Here is a 16399-nt window from a genome sequence, read left to right as displayed (position 1 = left end):
TTCCGCTGCCTCATGTCGGCTCCCTCCGATAGTCTCATCTTCATGACGCTAAGCACAGGAAACATTGCCGCGACGGCGAATGTGCACACCCTGACTCGTCTCAAATTCGACTCCTCTGCCTAGGACATCTAGCGCTCGCCGTCGAGGAGCCCCGCCCCTCCACCTCCGCCCTCACCCACCTCACGCCCGCCGAGCACCACTGCCTCGACTGGCTCACCGAGCATTCCTCCACCGGGTGTCTCCGCATTGAGCAGGAAAGAATTACCTTTGACCACGCGACGGCTGCACTACAGGCGCTCTTCGCATAATCTGGGCGCCATGGAACCGCGCCTCGCTTTGGGTCTCTACCCCACACTGCCCACCCTCGACCAGCTCGGTGAAAGGCTGAACGCTCTCGACGCCCAGCTTCTCGAGCTTCCCGCGGAGGTCGAGGAAGGCACCGGCCTCTTCGCCCTCGTGGAGAACGACTACCTCGTCCTTATCCGGCGCACGGAGTCCGTCCTCCCTGACGCGCAGACCGGCCACCCGTTGCTGGCACGCGCCAGCGCCCCGCACCTTAAAGACGCCACCGGCATGGTCGTCGTCATCACCTACGCCACAGAGAACCTCCTGGTCAGCCCCGTCGAGTTCGCCCTTACCCACGCGCGCCTCACCGCCGCGCTCGTTCCCGACGCCCTCGCCATTCACAACACGGGCGCGGCCGCCACAGTCGACGCCGACGTCTTCCGAGCAGCCGTTGACGAGGGCCCACTGTCCTACGCACTCGCCCCGGTCTGGCTCTACGAGGAAGACGGTCGCTACGGCGCTTACACCATGGGCCTGCACCGCTACGGCCTGCCGGAGCTCCAGGTCGCGCCCGGCAGCACCGGCCCCATGGAGCTCTTCCAAGGCCTCACCCAGCTTGCCGATGCCGCCCTGTCCCCCAATCCCCCAACCGCCGGCGCCACAGTGCTTCTGGCCGAGGGCGAACAGCCCCGCACGCTCGTCGAGTCCACGTGGGTCGTGGGCAAGGACGTCCCTGCTCTTACTCTGCCCGCCGTCTAGCTTCGAAGGAATCCGCCGTGCCTACTCCCTTTGCCGTCAACCGCGCCCACCTCGCCCGTCAACGCTTTACGCTCGTCCTCCTCGACAGCGAGGCCGACGTCATGATGAAGATCCGCACCGCGCTCTCCAACTACTTTGGTCCGCGCCTCGGTTCCTTCACCCCGGCGCCCAAGGATGACGGGGCCTTCTCCGTGGCCATCAACAACGTGGCCACCATCGCCTTCGCGCAGACTGCCGGCACGATGGTGGGCGAGTCGGCTCCCATCGCGCACCCCATTCTCACGGGAAGCTTTGATCCGACGAAGGTACGCTCCATCGTAAGCATCGCCCAGGTCGAGCCCGCGCTTCCTGGCACAGACAACGAGTCGCGCGAGGGTGTCTTCGCCCAGCTGCGCATCCTCGCCGAGGCCACCGCGGCGCTCTGCACGCTGCCCGGCGTCGTGGGCGTACGCAACGATCTGGGCCGCGTCATCGCCCAGCCCGATATCTATGCCGAGGCCGTCGCGCGCGACGAAGCCCCACACTATCTCGCCACGGCATGGATCACGCCCGGCGAGGGCCGCACCATCAACGCGGGCACCGTGGGCATGCCGGCCCTCGGCCACCCGGAAATCCAGATTCAAGGCTTTACCGGCGACCCGACGGACCTCTACTACCGCATGGCCAACCTCATCGACTACGCCGCCCGCGGCCCGCTACTCAAGCCCGGCGACACACTTTCCTTCGGCGAGGGCCAGCCGCCTATCAGCATCACCGAGGCCACGAACTTCGTCTCCTCCGACATCCCTACCGTCGAGGTCCACCTGACCTAGGGCCTAGGCCTTGCGCGCGTCCGACCAGCGGCAGCCTGCCGCCAACAGTGCGCCAGACAGGTTGTGCCACACGGAGAACACCGCCCCCGGCAGCGCCGCCAGCGGATTCATGTAGGCGCTCGCCAGCGAGGTCGCCAGACCGGAGTTTTGCATGCCTACCTCGACGGCCATCGTGCGGCGCGCCGCCACCGGCTGGCCGGTGAACTTACCCGTGAGGTAGCCCAGCAGGTAACCAAAGCCGTTGTGCAGGATGACGGCCGCGAGAACCAGCGCACCCGCAGTCGCGATATTGTCGTGCGCGCCGCCCACCACGATGCACACGATAGCTGCGATCGCCGCCACGGAGATCCACGGCAACGCTGCCTGGATCTTCTCCACGATCTTCGGGACGAGCATGCGCACGAGCAGACCGCCGACGACCGGCACCAGCACGACTTTGACGATGGACATGGCCATCGAGCCCGCGCTCACCGGCATGTACTCCCCCGCCAGCCACAGCGTGAGCAGCGGCGTCAACACCGGCGCGAGCAGCGTCGAGATGGATGTCATCGTCACCGACAGCGCAACATCGCCACGGGCTAGGTAGGACACGACGTTGGAGCTCGTACCGCCAGGCGCACAGCCCACGAGGATGACGCCCGCCGCGATACCCGCCGGCAGGTTCAGAACTTTGACGACGACCACAGCGACCAGCGGCATGATGACGAACTGTGCGACGACGCCGATGAGCACCGGCAGCGGACGCTTGGCCACCACTACGAAGTCGACGGGACGCAGCGTAAGACCCATGCCAAACATGATGACGCCCAGCAATGACGTGACCCACGACGCGAACGAATGCGCAGTATCGGGCGCGAGGTAGCCCACGATGCCGCCAATAATCACGAGCACCGGGAAACCGAGCGCGGCAATAAGCGCGGCACGGTCCTGCGCTGCCGTCGTCTGCGTCGCCGGAGTGGCCGCGGCGACCTGTCGGGAATCACTCTGCGTGCTCATGGAATGAACACTAGCGCCCATAGGTTGAGAAATCAATCTCACATTTTGGAACATGACCAAGCAGACATGCACAAGGCCGCCTGAGAAAATCCTCAAGCGGCCTTCGACGAAGCTGTGAAATGTTTATCCGAAAAGCGCACGCGCCGTGGCATAGCGGCCATTCGGCACGATCTTCAGCTTGCCCACTGCGTCTTCGAGCGGAACGAGGTCGATGTTCTCACCGTGGAGCGCAACACACATACCAGACTCGCCGCGGTGTGCGGCGCGCGCAGCGTGAACGCCATAGCGCGTCGCCAAAACGCGGTCGTACGCAGTCGGGGTACCACCGCGCTGGATGTGGCCAAGCACCGTGGTACGCACGTCATAACCCGTACGCTTGTGAATCTCGCTGGCAATGACCTGGCCAATGCCGTTGAAGGTCTGGTGGCCGAACTGGTCAACGCCGCCTTCCTGGAACTCCATCGTGCCTTCCTTGGGCAGAGCGCCCTCGGCCACACAGATGATGCCGTACTTCTCACCCATCTGGAAGCGGCGTTCCATCGCCTTCGTAATATCCGCGATATCGAACGGCTCCTCAGGAATCACGGTGTAGTGCGCGCCACCGGCCATGCCGGCATGCAGCGCAATCCAGCCCACGTGGCGGCCCATAACCTCGACGATGAGGATACGATTGTGGGACTCTGCCGTGGTGTGCAGACGGTCGATGGCGTCCGTCGCAACGGAAACCGCGGTATCGAAACCGAAGGTGTAGTCGGTGGCGTTGACGTCGTTGTCAATGGTCTTCGGAACACCGATGACCGGGATGCCATTGTCAGAAAGGAACTTCGCGCCCTTGAGCGTGCCTTCACCGCCGATGGCAATGAGCGCGTCTACCTCAGCGTCAGCCATGTTGGCCTTTATCTGGTCGATGCCCGCCTTAAACTTATCCGGGTGCAGGCGGCCGGTACCGAGGATGGTACCGCCGCGCAGGAGGATACGGTCGATTTCCGCATCATCATAGAGGTCACGGCGGTGGTCTTCCATGAGACCAACCCAACCGTCCTCGTAGCCGACGACGGTGTCGCCGAACTCGTTGGAGGCGGTGCGCACGACGGCGCGAATAACGGCATTGAGACCGGGGCAATCGCCACCGGAGGTAAGTACTGCAAGGCGCATAGATTCCAACTTACCGCGCTGGCGCCTATCGTGCAGCAGCTGCCAACGTGTCTCTGAAGAACAAGGATGCGATAAGTCCCACAACCAGCGCCGCGACAATGACGAACAGCGAGTTCGCCATGCCGCCAGAGCCCTCCACCGACTGCACGACCGCGGACACCGCTGACACGCCAATCACGGAGCCCACCTGCCGCGAGGTGTTGTAGACACCCGAGGCCGCGCCCATGAGCGGCGCCGGAGTATCGCGCATCGTCGTCGCGGCATTCGAGCCCCAGATAAAGGACTGCCCGACGCCCAACAGCGCCATGGGCACGCACAGCCACCATGCCCCAGCGTCAGAGCGCATCAACACACAAATCCCAATGAGCGTTCCGATCAGCACTACGAAACCGGTCGTGGCGAGACGCCGCGGATCCACCTTGTCAGCCAGTGCGCCCGCGATCGGCGAGACGGCCAGCGAGATAATCGCCATCGGCGCGACAATCATGCCCGCCATGCCAGCGCCCAAGCCCTTGACCTCCTGAAGCCACATCATCACCGGCAGCATCATCGACGCCGCCATGAATCCCATGGCCACAATCGCCAAAGACCCGGCCGAATAATTACGGTCCTTAAACAGCGGCAGAGGCACGAGCGCCTCGGTACCGCGCTTCCCCGCCGTCGACTGCAGCCACACGAATGCCACAAGCCCGCCGATGCCCACGGCCATCAGGCCCCAGACCCAGCCAGCCCAGCCGGTCCCCGGGCCTTCCTGGATGCCGTAGACGAGTGCCGCAAGCGCCACGAACGAGACCGCGACGGACGCGTAGTCCACCCGGCGCGCCGTGGTCGCCAGCACTGGGACCCAGCGCTGCGAAAGCACGATGGCCGCAATGACAAACGGGACGTGCACCCAGAACACCGCCTGCCAGCCAAAAGCGCCCACAACGAAACCACCAAGCAGCGGGCCCGCGAGCGACGCGACGGAGCCGATGATCCCCCACGCGCCAAGCGCATGCCCGCGGCGCTCGCGCGCAAAGATGCGGTTGATAACGGCCATCGTCTGCGGCATCTGCAATGAAGCACCGAGTCCCTGCAGCCCTCGCGCCGCGATGAGAAACCCGATATTAGGCGCCAACGCGCAGGCCAGCGCACCGACGCCAAACAGGGCAATACCGAACTGGAACATCTTCTTTTGTCCATAGATATCGCCCAAGCGCCCGGTAAAGAGCAGCGGGGTCACGACGGCGAGCAGGTAGATGGAGCTCACCCACATCACCTGACCCACCGTTGCCTCAAGTCCGTGCTGGATGCCCGGCAGGGCGACCGCAATCATCGACTGGTCGAGCAGCGAGACGAAGAATCCCAGCGAAAGCGCGAACATCGCACGCCACGCGTCGCGTTCCGGTGGGACTTCAGAGTGAGAGGCAAATGTGGGCACGGTCATAGCCCGCGAGTCTAGCGAAGCCGCCCCAAGTGGTCGCGGCCGCGCCTACACTGTGTGCCATGGGATCCATCGACATTAAGAAACCGCAGACCGTCTCCACCGCCACCACCGTCGCCTTCGGCCTCATCGGCGGTTGGCTCACCGCACGCGAAACCGGCATCCGCCCGCTCGGCGGCGTTGTCCTCGGCGCCGCTGGTCTCTGGGCCGGCCGCAGCTGGCTCGCCAAGACCGATCCAATCACCACCACGGCGCTGTCCGCCATCTATCTTGGTGCCTTCGGCGCCTCACACCCGCTGGCTAAGAAGATCGGTGCGTGGCCAGCTGTCCTCGCCGTCACCGGTGCTGCCGCTGGCGCTGCGTACTCCCTGTCCGACATTCGCTAGCTAGGTAACACGAATTCATCCATAATTCATACGGTCGCGAGCCACTGTTCACCTTCACGGGGTTTGATCTTTGAGTCATTAATCTCGACTATCACTCTCCGTGGAGGATTTTCATGTCTATGCCTCGCTTCCTGACTGCCTGTGCGGCCTTCTCAGCCGTCACCTTGTTAGCTTCCTGCGCAGAACCTGCGTCCGAAAAAGGGGTATCGGATAACTCTGCAGCAAGTGGTGAGAAGACAACCATCACTGTCTACACATCAGAGCCGGAAGAAAAGGTCGACGAAATCAACGCGGCGTTCATGGAAGCCAATCCCGACATCGAGGTGGAAGTCTACCGCGCGGGTACGGGCGACCTTAACGCGCGCATCGCCACGGAGAAGGAATCCGGCGACATCGGCGCGGATGTCTTCTGGGCTGCCGATGCCGCCACGTTCGAAAAGTATGCCGAAGCCGGCGATCTCGCGGAACTCACCGACGTCGATGCTGAGCCAGTTATTGACCAAGCCAAGGATTCGAAGAACCTCTACGTGGGCACACGCATTATCCCCACGGTTATCGCGTACAACACTGATGTCATCGACGAAGCAGACGCACCCAAGTCCTGGGCAGATCTCACAGATCCGAAGTACAAGGACAAGCTCGTCATGCCGAACCCAGCCGTCTCCGGCGCGGCAGCCTTCAATACTTCGGTATGGAAGAACGACCCGGCACTGGGCGAGGAATGGATCACCAAGCTGGGCGCGAACGCTCCGATGATTGCCGAGTCCAACGGCCCGGCTTCCCAGGAAATCGCTTCCGGCTCGCGCCCGGCTGGTGTGGTCGTGGATTACCTCATCCGTAACCTCGCTGCCGACGGCTCTCCGGTGGAAACCGTCTACCCCACCGAAGGCGTTCCCTATATCACGGAGCCCGCTGGCGTTTTCGCAGACTCTGAAGCCAAGGAAGCCGCCCAGACCTACATCAACTTCCTGCTGAGCGAAGAGGGCCAGAAGCTCGCCGTCGAGCAGTCCTACCTGCCGGTGCGCCAAGACGTTGGCACCCCGGAGGGTACCCCGGAGCTCAAGGACATCAAGCTCATGGATCAGGATCTGAAGACCATCACCGGCGATAAGGATGCCGCGGTTGAGCTCTTCCAGAATGCTGTGAAGTAACGTGCGCTCTTCCGTATCGCTGTTGCGGGGCGGGGTGTGGCTGATAGTCCTCGGGCTTTTCGCCACACCTCTCGCGTTTGTCGTATCCCTTGCGATGGGCGGCAACCAGATCCCGCTGCTGTTTGATCAAGGGCTTGGTCAAGCCGCCTGGAACTCACTGTTTTCAACAGTGCTTTCCGCTGTCGGGGCCGTGGTTATAGGCACCATCATCGCTATTCTTCTTGACCGTACTGATGCGGCGGGTTCCAGTGTTCTCCGCCTGTTCTTGCTTTCCCCATTGCTTGTTCCGCCGTTTATTGGCGCGATTGCGTGGATGCAGCTCTTCGGGCCGGCACAGGGCTTCAACAAGATCTTCGACCATGATGTGTGGAATATCTATGGCGCGGACGGCGTGACCTTCCTGCTCATGGTTCATTCCTATCCCACGGTCTATGTCATTGTCTCCGCGGGTCTGCGTTCCATTCCCGCCGATCTTGAGCAGGCCGCGCGCGTCGCAGGCGCTTCGACGTGGACCGTGCTACGCACCATCACATTGCCACTGCTACGTCCCGCGTTGCTCTCAGCATTCACGCTCACTGCCGTTGCCAACCTCGCTGACTTCGGCATCCCCTCCATCCTCGGTTCGCCTGCCCGCTTCGAGACCCTGGCCACGATGATCTATCGCTTCATGGACTCCGGAACCGTGGACAATCCACTCCAGGTGGTCTGTACCGTCGGCGTGGTTTTGCTCTTCCTCGGTCTGGGGGCGGTCATCGCTGATTACCTCGTTGCTATGTGGGCGGCGTCCAAGCTGCAGGACACGGGCACGTCACACCGCTTCCGGCTGGGCGCGGCGCGTTGGCCCGTCACTCTCGTCGGCTGGGTGGTTGGACTCGCAGTTACGCTCGGGCCCATCCTCGGACTCGCCTACCGAGCTCTGCTCCCGGCCCCAGGCGTGCCGTTTACGCTCGACACCATCTCGCTCAGCAACTTCTCCAAGGCGCTGTCCAATCCCCGCGTCATCGATGGATTCACCAACTCCGCTCTGCTCGCACTCGGCGCCGCGCTCATCTGCGGCGTGCTGGGCTGGCTCATTGGTCTACTTGTCACGCGCACTCGGTTGTTCGGCAATACCGCGATGACGCTGCTCGTGCTGCTTCCCACGGCGCTGCCTGGCCTCATCATCGGCGTCGCCTGGCTCATCGTCGGGCGCTACACCGAGCTCTACAACACCGTATGGATCATCCTGCTTGCCTATGTCTGTGCGTTCACGGCTCTGGTGCTACAAGCGGTGCGCGCGCCGTTACAGAACACGCCTGTTGCCGTCGAGGAGGCCGCTCGCATCTCCGGTGCTGGACCAGTTAGGGCTCTTTTATCCACCACAGGCGCCATGGCGATTCCTGCCGCGATCTCCGGCGCCGTCCTCGTCGCCATCACTGCGGTACGCGAGCTCACAGTGTCCATTCTGCTCATCTCACCTGGTACCACCACTCTGGGCGTGCAGGTATTCAACCTCCAACAGGCCGGCAATTACAACCAAGCGTCTGCGCTCTCGTTGCTCTTCGCACTCATCGGCGTGGTCGGCCTCGCGCTCACCATCCGTCCGCCTCGTCTGAAGAACTAGGACATTCATGTCATCCATCACGCTTTCCCATCTCACCGTCGACTTCGGCGATGGCGCCAAAGGCCTCGACGACGTCTCGCTCGACGTTGACTCCAATGAGTTCATCGCACTCGTCGGCCCGTCGGGCTCTGGAAAGACCACGCTATTGCGTTCCATCGCGGGCTTCCTCGAGCCGACCTCCGGCACCATTTCCATCGATGGAAAGGACATCTCAAACACACCGCCGGAGCGTCGTTGTATGGGGATGGTTTTCCAGCAACACGCCGTATGGCCACATATGTCCGTCGCTGACAACGTGGCCTACCCGCTGAAAATGGCCAAGGTCGGCCATGCAGACCGCAGCGCCCGCGTCCACCGTGCACTCGAACTGGTCGGTCTCGGCGACTTCGGCCGCCGCAAGCCAGTCAGCCTTTCCGGCGGACAACGCCAGCGCGTCGCACTCGCCCGCGCCATCGTCGCCGATCCCACCGTGCTGCTCTTGGACGAGGCTCTCTCCGCCCTCGACGAGCCGCTGCGTGATTCTCTGCGCCGCGAACTCGTCTCGCTCACCCGTCGCGAAGGTCTCACCACGGTCCACGTCACCCACGATCGCGCCGAGGCCTTGGCCATCGCGGACCGGATTGTGGTTCTCGACAAGGGCCGCATCCAGCAAGTTGCCACACCGCAGAAACTTCTCGCCCGCCCCGCGAGTCCCCAAGTGGCCGCGTTCATCGCGGATGCCACAATCCTCGACGCCCACCGCGACGCACACGAGGTGATCTGTCCTTCGTTTGGTCTTTCGTGGCCCGCGCCCGATTCCGCAGACATCTCGTGCGTCGGTGTCCTGCCTTCCCACGTCGAGCTCACCGCTCCCGGCACTCCCGGTGCTGTCGATGCCATCGTGACCTCGGCGCTCTTCGAATACAACCGTTTCTCGGTCACTGCCCAGGTCGGAGCCGACACGACCTTCCGCGCCTCAACCACCACGCGGCCCGACGTTGGCGACACGGTGGGGCTTCGCATCAGTACGCCGCTTATGTATTAGCCCCACGCCCGCGGTTCCTCTTGACCGCGGGTCTTCTTTTCTCTAAGGTTACCCACATAGGTGGTAAACCCCCTAACCCAAACACCTTTCCCTAACACTCACAACGAAAGGAGGCTCCATGAGCGACTCCCGCCCCTTGTATCAACAGCTCGCTGGCGGCATTCGGGACATGATTATCTCGGGCCAGCTCGGCCCCGGCGATCGCGCCCCGAGCACCAACGAGCTCTCCGCGTTCCACTCGGTCAACCCGACCACAGCTGCCAAGGCGCTCACGGTGCTCCACGATGAAGGACTGCTGGAAAAGCGGCGCGGGCTCGGCATGTTCGTCACGCCCGAGGCCCGCGACCACGTCCAGAAACAACGCCGTTCAGCACTGCGCGAGGACTTCATCGCACCCCTTCTCGCCGAGGCTCGCGCGCTCGGCCTATCTCAGACAGAACTCATCGATCTCATCCGTGCCGAAGGAGACCAGCCGTGAACACCATTTCGCTCGACGACGTCCACGTCAAAGACTTCCTACGCGCCGACTCGCTGAAGCTTGCCCCCGGACTCTACGGAGTCATCGGCCCCAATGGCGCCGGAAAGACCACGCTCATGCGGGTCATTGCGGGGCATCTACCGGCGTCCGACGGTACGGTCGACTGCGCGACGACCGCCCTCGCTCGGACCGGGCACGATATTGCGCTCGCTGGCTGGACCGTGGCCGACCATCTCGATATCGCCCGGCGTGCACGAGGCGCGCTCGACCTCGACTACGCCCGAAACCTGCTCGAGCGCTTCGACCTGGCAGAGAAGTCGCGGTGTTCTAAGCTCTCGACCGGCCAGCGACAGATCCTCGCCGTGATTACGGCACTTGCGGCCCGCACTCCCATCACGCTGCTCGATGAGCCCTTCAACGGCCTCGACGCCCCGACTCGTTCCACGTTGCGTGAGATACTCATCGACCATGCTGCGCAGACCTCGGACTGGACGCTCCTCATCTCGTCGCATCGCGCCGAGGACCTCGCCGGGCTTGCCGATGCCCTCGTCATCCTTCAGGCCGGCATCGCCACCGGCCCCGTCCAACTCGATGAGCAACGCGCGCTATTCCCTTCGCTCACCGGAGAAACCAGCGCCGTTGACGCGGCCATTAAGGAACTAGACGCCGAAGTCCTCGACCGCCAGACGCTCGGCCCAACGACGCGCGCGCTCGTTCGCGCCACTCATGCCCCAGCCGATCTGCCCGCCACCGTAACAGTAGAACACCCCGACGACGCGCAGCTCATCGACTCCATCGTCACCGCCGCCAAGCACTAAGGAGCCCTATCATGCCCACTCTTTTTGCCGCCCAGCGACCGCTACCCCTCGTCTTCGGCATTCTCATCATTGTTCTCGCCATTGGCGATTACTTCATTCCCCGCGACTACCACGCCGTCACTATCAACCCGGCTGGCTGGATTATCTGGTCAGCGTTCCTTTGGGGCGTATTCGCAACTCTCACCGCGACGCAGTTTCGCACGCTGCGCAGCCTCGACATGCCACAGAAGATATGGCAACGCGCAACCCACGGTGTCATCATTTGCGGCTCAGTGGTATTCGGCATCATCGCTGCGGCCGCGCACTACGTCGCGCAAGGAATTGGCGTTCCCGTCGACAGCTCCTTCGAGGTCTATTTCGATTCCACACCAGAGGTCTATTTACCTGACGGGCACGTCGATTACGCCGCTGCCCAACCTGATTGGCGCCTCATCGCCCTCACCGTCCTCGGCTTCATCGTCACCTATCTTCTCGCGGGGTACATGGGGGCCGGGACTGGTCTCTTGTTCGCGAGCTTGCGCGTTCGCGGCCTGCCAGCGCAAATCCTCGCACTGTTCGCTCTGCTTGTCCTCGTCTATTGGCTCGCACTCCTCGCGAGTAAGGTGATTTACGCTGCAGTCGGGTATGTTTCGGCCCCCTTCCCGGGACTTTTCGTCTTCGGCGGGATTGCCGTCACTGTCGGCGCGCTCCTTGTCTGGCGCCTGCCGCGGCACGTTCATCCTTAGCCTCCTCACAAAGGCACTATGCCAATAGCAATAAGCCCTGGTCACGAAAAATCCTCATTTTTCGCGACCAGGGCTTATTGCTTTCGGAACATTGCCGTCGTGGGCTAGAGCTCGCGCGTGGCGGCTTCCTCTTCGACTTCCAGCTCGGCGACAAAGTCCCGCTTGGAGGCCTGCCACTCGTCTTCGGTCATGCGCAGGCGCCAGTACCCGGAGATCGACGCGTCGCGCTTCGATACGCCGCGGTTAACAAAGAGGTAGCGGCGCAGCGACTTGATCATCTCAGCCACGCCGTGGACGAACCAGCCGATGTTGCCATCTGGGACCTGGTAGGTACGGACGGCATCGGAAAGCGCGGTGCCGGGCATCTCTCCGTTGCGGTAGACGAAGCGGACCTCGGACTCGGGGTTCTCCGGCATAGGAATTTCGTGGCCCGGTGCCTCGACCTCAATAAAAGCGACCGCCGTCGAGCCCGCCGGAATCTTCTCCAGCGCCGCGGCAACCGCGGGCGCAGCCGCCTCGTCACCGGCGAGCACGAAGTGGTCGTAGTCGGCCGTCGGCGCCCAGCCGCCGCCGGGGCCAGCAAAGGCGAAGCTCTCGCCCACCTGGACGTCGCGCGCCCACGGACCAGCCAAGCCCGTGTCGCCGTGGAGTACGAAGTCGATGGACATTTCGCCCGTCGTCGTGTCCACGGTGCGCAGCGTGTACGTGCGGGTTACGGGGCGCAGGTGCTTGGGCTGCGTGTCCTTGATGTGCCCCAGGTCGAAGGGCCAGGAGTAATCGGCACCCTCCGGGACAAACAGGATCTTGATGTAGTGGTCTGTCTTATCGAGCTCACGCCCAATGATGCCCGGCGCCGTCGCAAAGAGGCGCACCATGTCGGGCGAGATCTGCTCCTTGCCCGTAATCGTCGCCTCGATGGCTGTGCGACCCTTCTTCTTTGGCGGTTCGGGCCGTGACTCCTGCTGGACAGAGCCCGCTGCAAGGAACTGCGCGCGCCGTTCTTCCTTCTCCTGGTAGCGGCGCGCCTTAGCATCGTGCTTCGCGCGCTTGCGGTCCGCGTAGGAGGCGGCATAGAGATCGGCGCGGCCCGCCGCCATGCCCTCACGATAGCCTTCGGCGTAGGCGGCGGCATACCCGGCTTTGAATCCCTCAGTCCACTCAGGCGACGGGTTGATCGGTGCGGATGCAGGTTGCTGCTCAGCGCTCATGGTGCCTCCTCTAGGTTCAACTAGAAGCAAAGGCTACCCTAACTCAAATGAGCATTTCTAATCGCGGGGGTGGTTGTCCCTCCGCGCGCGAAGCCCCAAGACTCCCATAACCGTTGTGGAAACCACCAGCACCGCGGCGATGGACACCAAGATAACCGGGCTAGCCGATGTCGTCTGCAAGAGCCCCTTGGCCGCCAGTACAAACAACGTCACAAGAGCGACAAACGACACGAGGGATACGATTTGGGCCGCGCGGAACACGATCTCCTCCTTAAGGTCTACGTGGCCCCTACCCTAACAAAGGCACGTGCATGCCGTGCCCGGACTTGTAGAACTGGGCGCAGTGACGCCACCAGTAAAAGGAACACTCAATGCGTACGCGCGTGAGCACGACACGGCACAGTAGGACATAGACGAAAGCCCCAGTTCACAGCGTGAACTGGGGCTTGATGCGCGTTAAGGCCTACTTGTTGCGGCCAGCCTCGTACGCGGCACCCACCTTGTACAGGCGGTCATCCTGGAACGCCGGCGCCATGATCTGCAGGCCGGTCGGCAGGTTGGTGTCCGAAGCCAGACCGGACGGCACGGACATGCCGCACACGCCGGCGAGGTTGAGCGGCAGGGTGCACAGATCGAAGTTGTACATCGCCATCGGATCTTCGACCTTCTCGCCCAGCTTGAAGGCCGTGGTCGGGGTGGTCGGAGACACGAGGACGTCGGCGACCTCGAAGGCCTTGGCGAAGTCCTGGGCGATGAGCGTACGCACGCGCTGCGCCTGGAGGTAGTACGCGTCGTAGTAGCCGACGGACAGGGCGTAGGTACCCAGCATGATGCGGCGCTTGACCTCGGGGCCGAAGCCGGCGGCACGGGACATGGACATGACCTCTTCGGAGGAGTGCGTGCCGTCGTCGCCAACACGCAGGCCGTAACGCATGCCATCGAAACGAGCGAGGTTCGAAGAGACCTCACACGGCATGATGAGGTAGTACGCAGCGAGAGCGTCGTCGAAGTGCGGGCAGTCAACCTCGACGATCTCAGCACCCTGGGAACGCAGCTGCTCCACGGCGGCGTGGTAGGCCTCCATGACGCCGTCCTGCCAGCCGTCGCGCTCGAACTGCTTGATAAGGCCCACCTTGACGCCGGTGAGGTCGCCGTTGGCGCCTTCCTTGGCGGCGGCGACAACCGGGGCAACCGGCTTATCCACGGAGGTGGCGTCGAAAGCGTCGTGGCCGGCGATGATCTCGTGGAGCAGCGCAGTATCAAGCACGGTCGTGGCACACGGGCCGGCCTGGTCCAGGGAGGACGCCGCAGCAATGAGGCCGTAGCGCGAGACGGTGCCGTAGGTCGGCTTCACACCCACGGTGTTGGTGAGCGCGGCCGGCTGGCGGATGGATCCGCCGGTGTCGGTGCCGATGCCCAGCGGGGCCTGGCCGGAAGCCAGGGCCGCCGCGGTGCCGCCGCCGGAGCCGCCCGGGGTGCGGTCCGTGTCGTACGGGTTGTGGGCCGGGCCGTAGGCAGAGTTCTCGTTGGAGGAGCCCATGGCGAATTCGTCGAGGTTCGTCTTGCCCAGGATCGGAATGCCAGCGGCGCGCAGCTTCTTCACGAGCGTCGCGTCATACGGGGACATCCAGCCCTCCAGCATCTTGGAGGCCGCGGTCGTGGGGGCATCGGTCGTTACGAGCAGGTCCTTGAGCGCGAGCGGGACGCCAGCCAGCGCAGAGGCCGGGGCCTCGCCAGCGTCGAGGGCCTTATCGACAGCATCGGCAGCAGCAAGTGCTTCCTCAGCGCCGACGTGGAGGAAGGAGTTGAGCTCGCCGTTGGTCTCCGCGATGCGATCGAGGAAGGCCTGAGTGACCTCGCGGGAGGTCAGCTCGCGGGAGTGAATCTTCTCCGCCAATTCAGCGGCGGTAAGGGAGGTAATCCCCTCAGTAGGTGCGATAAAAGTCGACATTTACTCTCCTCCCAGAATCTGCGGAACGACGAAGCGATCGTCTTCGCGAGCCGGCGCCTGGTCCAGGGCCTGCTCGGCGTTGAGCAAGCGAATAACCTTGTCCTCACGCATGGGCGCGTCCACGGAGTGCGGGTGGCTCATAGGTTCCACGCCCTCAGCATCGACCTTGCCCACGGCCGAGACCGAGTCCACAATCTTGTCGATCTGGCTGGCGAACTGCTCCAGCTCCTCGTCGCTTAAAGCCAAGCGGGAAAGCTTGGCCAAGTGCGCGACCTCTTCACGCGAAATCTCAGACACGCGAACTCCATCCTTTAATTCAGATACGTCTGTGTAGCTAGGCAACCATGTTACTGCACTGTCCAGCATGCGGCGGCACGGGGCGCTCACTCCCTTCACCCATAGGGTTGGACCAATTCCTTGTGGAGTGATCCACGACACGAGTACCATGGGGCGGAACGCCCAAATCCATCGAAAGTTTGCCATGTCCTTCCTCATCCGAGTCATCCTTCCCGACACACCCGGCAGCCTCGGCCAGCTCGCCGAGGCATTTGGCATCGCCGGCGCGAACATCCAGTCGGTGGATATTGTTGAGACATCCCCCGAGGGTTCCGTCACCGATGACATCGTGGTGGAGCTGCCCGCCGGCACCATGGCAGACGTCCTCTTTACCGCCGCCAACGAGGTCGACGGCGTCGAGATCGACTCCATCCGCCCCTTCAGCGGCACCGTCGACCGCCGCGGCCAGATCTCACTGCTCGCCCGCGTCGCCGCGAAGCATGACACGACCGCCGCCATGCAGGAGGTCTGCGCCGCCATGCCGCAATCGCTCACCTCCACGTGGGCCATCGTTATCGACAACAATGAGCCCATCCATCGCATTGCTGCTTCCGATGCCGCCCCCGAGGACGATGGCACCATCCCCTCCTCCATTGCTGTGGACAGCGCCCGCGTCCTCCACCCTGAACGCGAAGACTGGATCCCGGAGTCCTGGGCCCTTCTCGATTCGGCGCTGGCCGCCACTCCGCTCGGCAACACCGGCCTCGTCATGGTCATCGGCCGAGTAGGCGGACCCGACTACTTGGCCTCCGAGGTCGACCACTTGGGGCACTTGGGCACGATTTTGGGTGCTTTTGTGAAATAAGTATCCGATCGCGGCGCGCACCGCTACGATCGGATAATGCCTTAAACGATCGAAGTTCAATCGCCTTCGATCGTTTCGTCATTGACGCTCTTCCTCATGTGGCCCGCCGTAGAAATGGAAGAACTCCTATGGACGTCGCACGCGCCCTTGTACCGCCGAGCACGGGCGAAGCAACCCGCAACGGACGACTCCCCGCGTGTTTTCGCTAGTCTGACGGCATGGAGGAAAAGAAGCTCACTAGCCTCATCTTCGGAAACGTCGTTATCGAATCCTCGTTCATGGGCGGAAGCCTGCGCGTCTACAGCCCGGACATGCGCTCCTATTCCGAGCTCACGCACCACGGCATCACGCTCAAGTCCCCACTCGACGAACTGTGCGAGCACATCTTTCGCGACGTCGAAAGCGAGCTGGAGAAGCACTACCCGGGAGGCGTAGCACGAGCTCGCCGGGAACTGGCTTGAACATATGGCGATGAAAACTAGAC

At 63.1% G+C, this 16399-nt stretch carries 18 protein-coding genes; 12 read left to right on the top strand and 6 right to left on the bottom strand.

Annotation, left to right across the window (positions count from 1 at the left end):
* Positions 1-104: 104 nt before the first annotated feature.
* From HMPREF2559_RS13445 to HMPREF2559_RS00875, 3 genes are read left to right on the top strand one after another with little or no spacing between them, the layout of a single operon-like run.
* Positions 105-308, top strand: a complete 204-nt coding sequence (locus tag HMPREF2559_RS13445; RefSeq protein WP_082723344.1) for a Wadjet anti-phage system protein JetD domain-containing protein — start codon at positions 105-107, stop codon at positions 306-308.
* Positions 309-318: 10 nt separating this feature from the next.
* Positions 319-1044: a hypothetical protein gene (locus tag HMPREF2559_RS00880; RefSeq protein WP_066493360.1), complete on the top strand. Its 726-nt coding sequence runs from the start codon at positions 319-321 to the stop codon at positions 1042-1044.
* 17 nt (positions 1045-1061) lie between these two features.
* On the top strand, positions 1062-1856 hold the full coding sequence (locus tag HMPREF2559_RS00875; protein ID WP_066493358.1) for a DUF4261 domain-containing protein: 795 nt from the start codon (positions 1062-1064) through the stop codon (positions 1854-1856).
* Positions 1857-1859: 3 nt separating this feature from the next.
* Here HMPREF2559_RS00875 and HMPREF2559_RS00870 read toward each other — a convergent pair whose 3' ends face one another.
* From HMPREF2559_RS00870 to HMPREF2559_RS00860, 3 genes are all read right to left on the bottom strand, one after another.
* Entirely contained in the window at positions 1860-2852 is a 993-nt protein-coding gene (locus HMPREF2559_RS00870; protein ID WP_066493357.1) for a bile acid:sodium symporter family protein, read from the bottom strand.
* A gap of 123 nt (positions 2853-2975) precedes the next feature.
* Positions 2976-4007: a 6-phosphofructokinase gene (locus tag HMPREF2559_RS00865; RefSeq protein ID WP_066493356.1), complete on the bottom strand. Its 1032-nt coding sequence runs from the start codon at positions 4005-4007 to the stop codon at positions 2976-2978.
* A gap of 25 nt (positions 4008-4032) precedes the next feature.
* Positions 4033-5433, bottom strand: coding sequence for an MFS transporter (locus HMPREF2559_RS00860; RefSeq protein ID WP_070539237.1), 1401 nt, complete (start codon positions 5431-5433; stop codon positions 4033-4035).
* Between the two features lie 59 nt (positions 5434-5492).
* On the opposite strand from HMPREF2559_RS00860, the gene HMPREF2559_RS00855 reads away from it, so the two are divergent.
* From HMPREF2559_RS00855 to HMPREF2559_RS00825, 7 genes are all read left to right on the top strand, one after another.
* Positions 5493-5816, top strand: coding sequence for a hypothetical protein (locus HMPREF2559_RS00855; protein ID WP_066493352.1), 324 nt, complete (start codon positions 5493-5495; stop codon positions 5814-5816).
* 113 nt (positions 5817-5929) lie between these two features.
* A complete protein-coding gene (locus HMPREF2559_RS00850) occupies positions 5930-6967 on the top strand; it encodes an ABC transporter substrate-binding protein (protein WP_066493351.1) in 1038 nt (345 codons plus the stop codon).
* Between the two features lies 1 nt (position 6968).
* Positions 6969-8570 carry an ABC transporter permease gene (locus HMPREF2559_RS00845; protein ID WP_066493350.1) on the top strand — a complete coding sequence of 534 codons (1602 nt, stop codon included), beginning with the start codon at positions 6969-6971 and terminating at the stop codon, positions 8568-8570.
* Positions 8571-8577: 7 nt separating this feature from the next.
* Positions 8578-9594: an ABC transporter ATP-binding protein gene (locus HMPREF2559_RS00840; protein ID WP_066493349.1), complete on the top strand. Its 1017-nt coding sequence runs from the start codon at positions 8578-8580 to the stop codon at positions 9592-9594.
* A 118-nt stretch (positions 9595-9712) separates the two neighbouring features.
* Complete coding sequence (locus HMPREF2559_RS00835; RefSeq protein WP_066493347.1) at positions 9713-10072, top strand: GntR family transcriptional regulator; 360 nt, start codon at positions 9713-9715, stop codon at positions 10070-10072.
* A complete protein-coding gene (locus HMPREF2559_RS00830; RefSeq protein WP_066493343.1) occupies positions 10069-10890 on the top strand; it encodes an ATP-binding cassette domain-containing protein in 822 nt (273 codons plus the stop codon). Before HMPREF2559_RS00835 ends, HMPREF2559_RS00830 begins: the two co-directional genes overlap by 4 nt.
* Positions 10891-10901: 11 nt before the next feature.
* Positions 10902-11615 (top strand): hypothetical protein, encoded by a 714-nt coding sequence (locus tag HMPREF2559_RS00825; protein ID WP_066493339.1) that lies wholly within the window; start codon positions 10902-10904, stop codon positions 11613-11615.
* Positions 11616-11719: 104 nt separating this feature from the next.
* On the opposite strand, the gene HMPREF2559_RS00820 is transcribed toward HMPREF2559_RS00825, so the two are convergent.
* The 3 genes from HMPREF2559_RS00820 to gatC all read right to left on the bottom strand — a co-directional run bounded on the left by HMPREF2559_RS00820 (position 11720) and on the right by gatC (position 15071).
* The gene (locus HMPREF2559_RS00820; RefSeq protein WP_353935769.1) at positions 11720-12823 is read right to left on the bottom strand and encodes a siderophore-interacting protein; all 1104 of its coding nucleotides are present in this window, start codon (positions 12821-12823) and stop codon (positions 11720-11722) included.
* A gap of 463 nt (positions 12824-13286) precedes the next feature.
* The gene (gatA, locus tag HMPREF2559_RS00810; RefSeq protein ID WP_066493335.1) at positions 13287-14774 is read right to left on the bottom strand and encodes an Asp-tRNA(Asn)/Glu-tRNA(Gln) amidotransferase subunit GatA; all 1488 of its coding nucleotides are present in this window, start codon (positions 14772-14774) and stop codon (positions 13287-13289) included.
* A complete protein-coding gene (gatC, locus tag HMPREF2559_RS00805) occupies positions 14775-15071 on the bottom strand; it encodes an Asp-tRNA(Asn)/Glu-tRNA(Gln) amidotransferase subunit GatC (RefSeq protein WP_066493333.1) in 297 nt (98 codons plus the stop codon).
* A gap of 184 nt (positions 15072-15255) precedes the next feature.
* Between gatC and HMPREF2559_RS00800 the strand changes: the two genes are divergently transcribed.
* Positions 15256-15915, top strand: a complete 660-nt coding sequence (locus HMPREF2559_RS00800; protein WP_066493331.1) for an ACT domain-containing protein — start codon at positions 15256-15258, stop codon at positions 15913-15915.
* Between the two features lie 218 nt (positions 15916-16133).
* The gene (locus HMPREF2559_RS00795; protein ID WP_070539235.1) at positions 16134-16376 is read left to right on the top strand and encodes a hypothetical protein; all 243 of its coding nucleotides are present in this window, start codon (positions 16134-16136) and stop codon (positions 16374-16376) included.
* Positions 16377-16399: the final 23 nt, after the last annotated feature.

This window comes from Corynebacterium sp. HMSC072G08 (assembly GCF_001809185.1).
Classification (GTDB): Bacteria; Actinomycetota; Actinomycetes; order Mycobacteriales; family Mycobacteriaceae; genus Corynebacterium; species Corynebacterium phoceense.
Note: the sequence above shows the minus strand (reverse complement) of the source record. Positions and strands in the feature narration are given on the sequence as shown.

What these genes read in the sequence shown, in the direction of transcription:
- HMPREF2559_RS00880 (WP_066493360.1), top strand. Translation starts at nt 319, where the DNA reads ATGGAACCGCGCCTCGCTTTGGGTCTCTACCCCACACTGCCCACCCTC.
- HMPREF2559_RS00870 (WP_066493357.1), bottom strand. Translation starts at nt 2,852, where the DNA reads ATGAGCACGCAGAGTGATTCCCGACAGGTCGCCGCGGCCACTCCGGCG.
- HMPREF2559_RS00865 (WP_066493356.1), bottom strand. Translation starts at nt 4,007, where the DNA reads ATGCGCCTTGCAGTACTTACCTCCGGTGGCGATTGCCCCGGTCTCAAT.
- HMPREF2559_RS00860 (WP_070539237.1), bottom strand. Translation starts at nt 5,433, where the DNA reads ATGACCGTGCCCACATTTGCCTCTCACTCTGAAGTCCCACCGGAACGC.
- HMPREF2559_RS00855 (WP_066493352.1), top strand. Translation starts at nt 5,493, where the DNA reads ATGGGATCCATCGACATTAAGAAACCGCAGACCGTCTCCACCGCCACC.
- HMPREF2559_RS00850 (WP_066493351.1), top strand. Translation starts at nt 5,930, where the DNA reads ATGTCTATGCCTCGCTTCCTGACTGCCTGTGCGGCCTTCTCAGCCGTC.
- HMPREF2559_RS00840 (WP_066493349.1), top strand. Translation starts at nt 8,578, where the DNA reads ATGTCATCCATCACGCTTTCCCATCTCACCGTCGACTTCGGCGATGGC.
- HMPREF2559_RS00835 (WP_066493347.1), top strand. Translation starts at nt 9,713, where the DNA reads ATGAGCGACTCCCGCCCCTTGTATCAACAGCTCGCTGGCGGCATTCGG.
- HMPREF2559_RS00825 (WP_066493339.1), top strand. Translation starts at nt 10,902, where the DNA reads ATGCCCACTCTTTTTGCCGCCCAGCGACCGCTACCCCTCGTCTTCGGC.
- HMPREF2559_RS00820 (WP_353935769.1), bottom strand. Translation starts at nt 12,823, where the DNA reads ATGAGCGCTGAGCAGCAACCTGCATCCGCACCGATCAACCCGTCGCCT.
- gatA (WP_066493335.1), bottom strand. Translation starts at nt 14,774, where the DNA reads ATGTCGACTTTTATCGCACCTACTGAGGGGATTACCTCCCTTACCGCC.
- HMPREF2559_RS00800 (WP_066493331.1), top strand. Translation starts at nt 15,256, where the DNA reads ATGTCCTTCCTCATCCGAGTCATCCTTCCCGACACACCCGGCAGCCTC.
- HMPREF2559_RS00795 (WP_070539235.1), top strand. Translation starts at nt 16,134, where the DNA reads ATGGAGGAAAAGAAGCTCACTAGCCTCATCTTCGGAAACGTCGTTATC.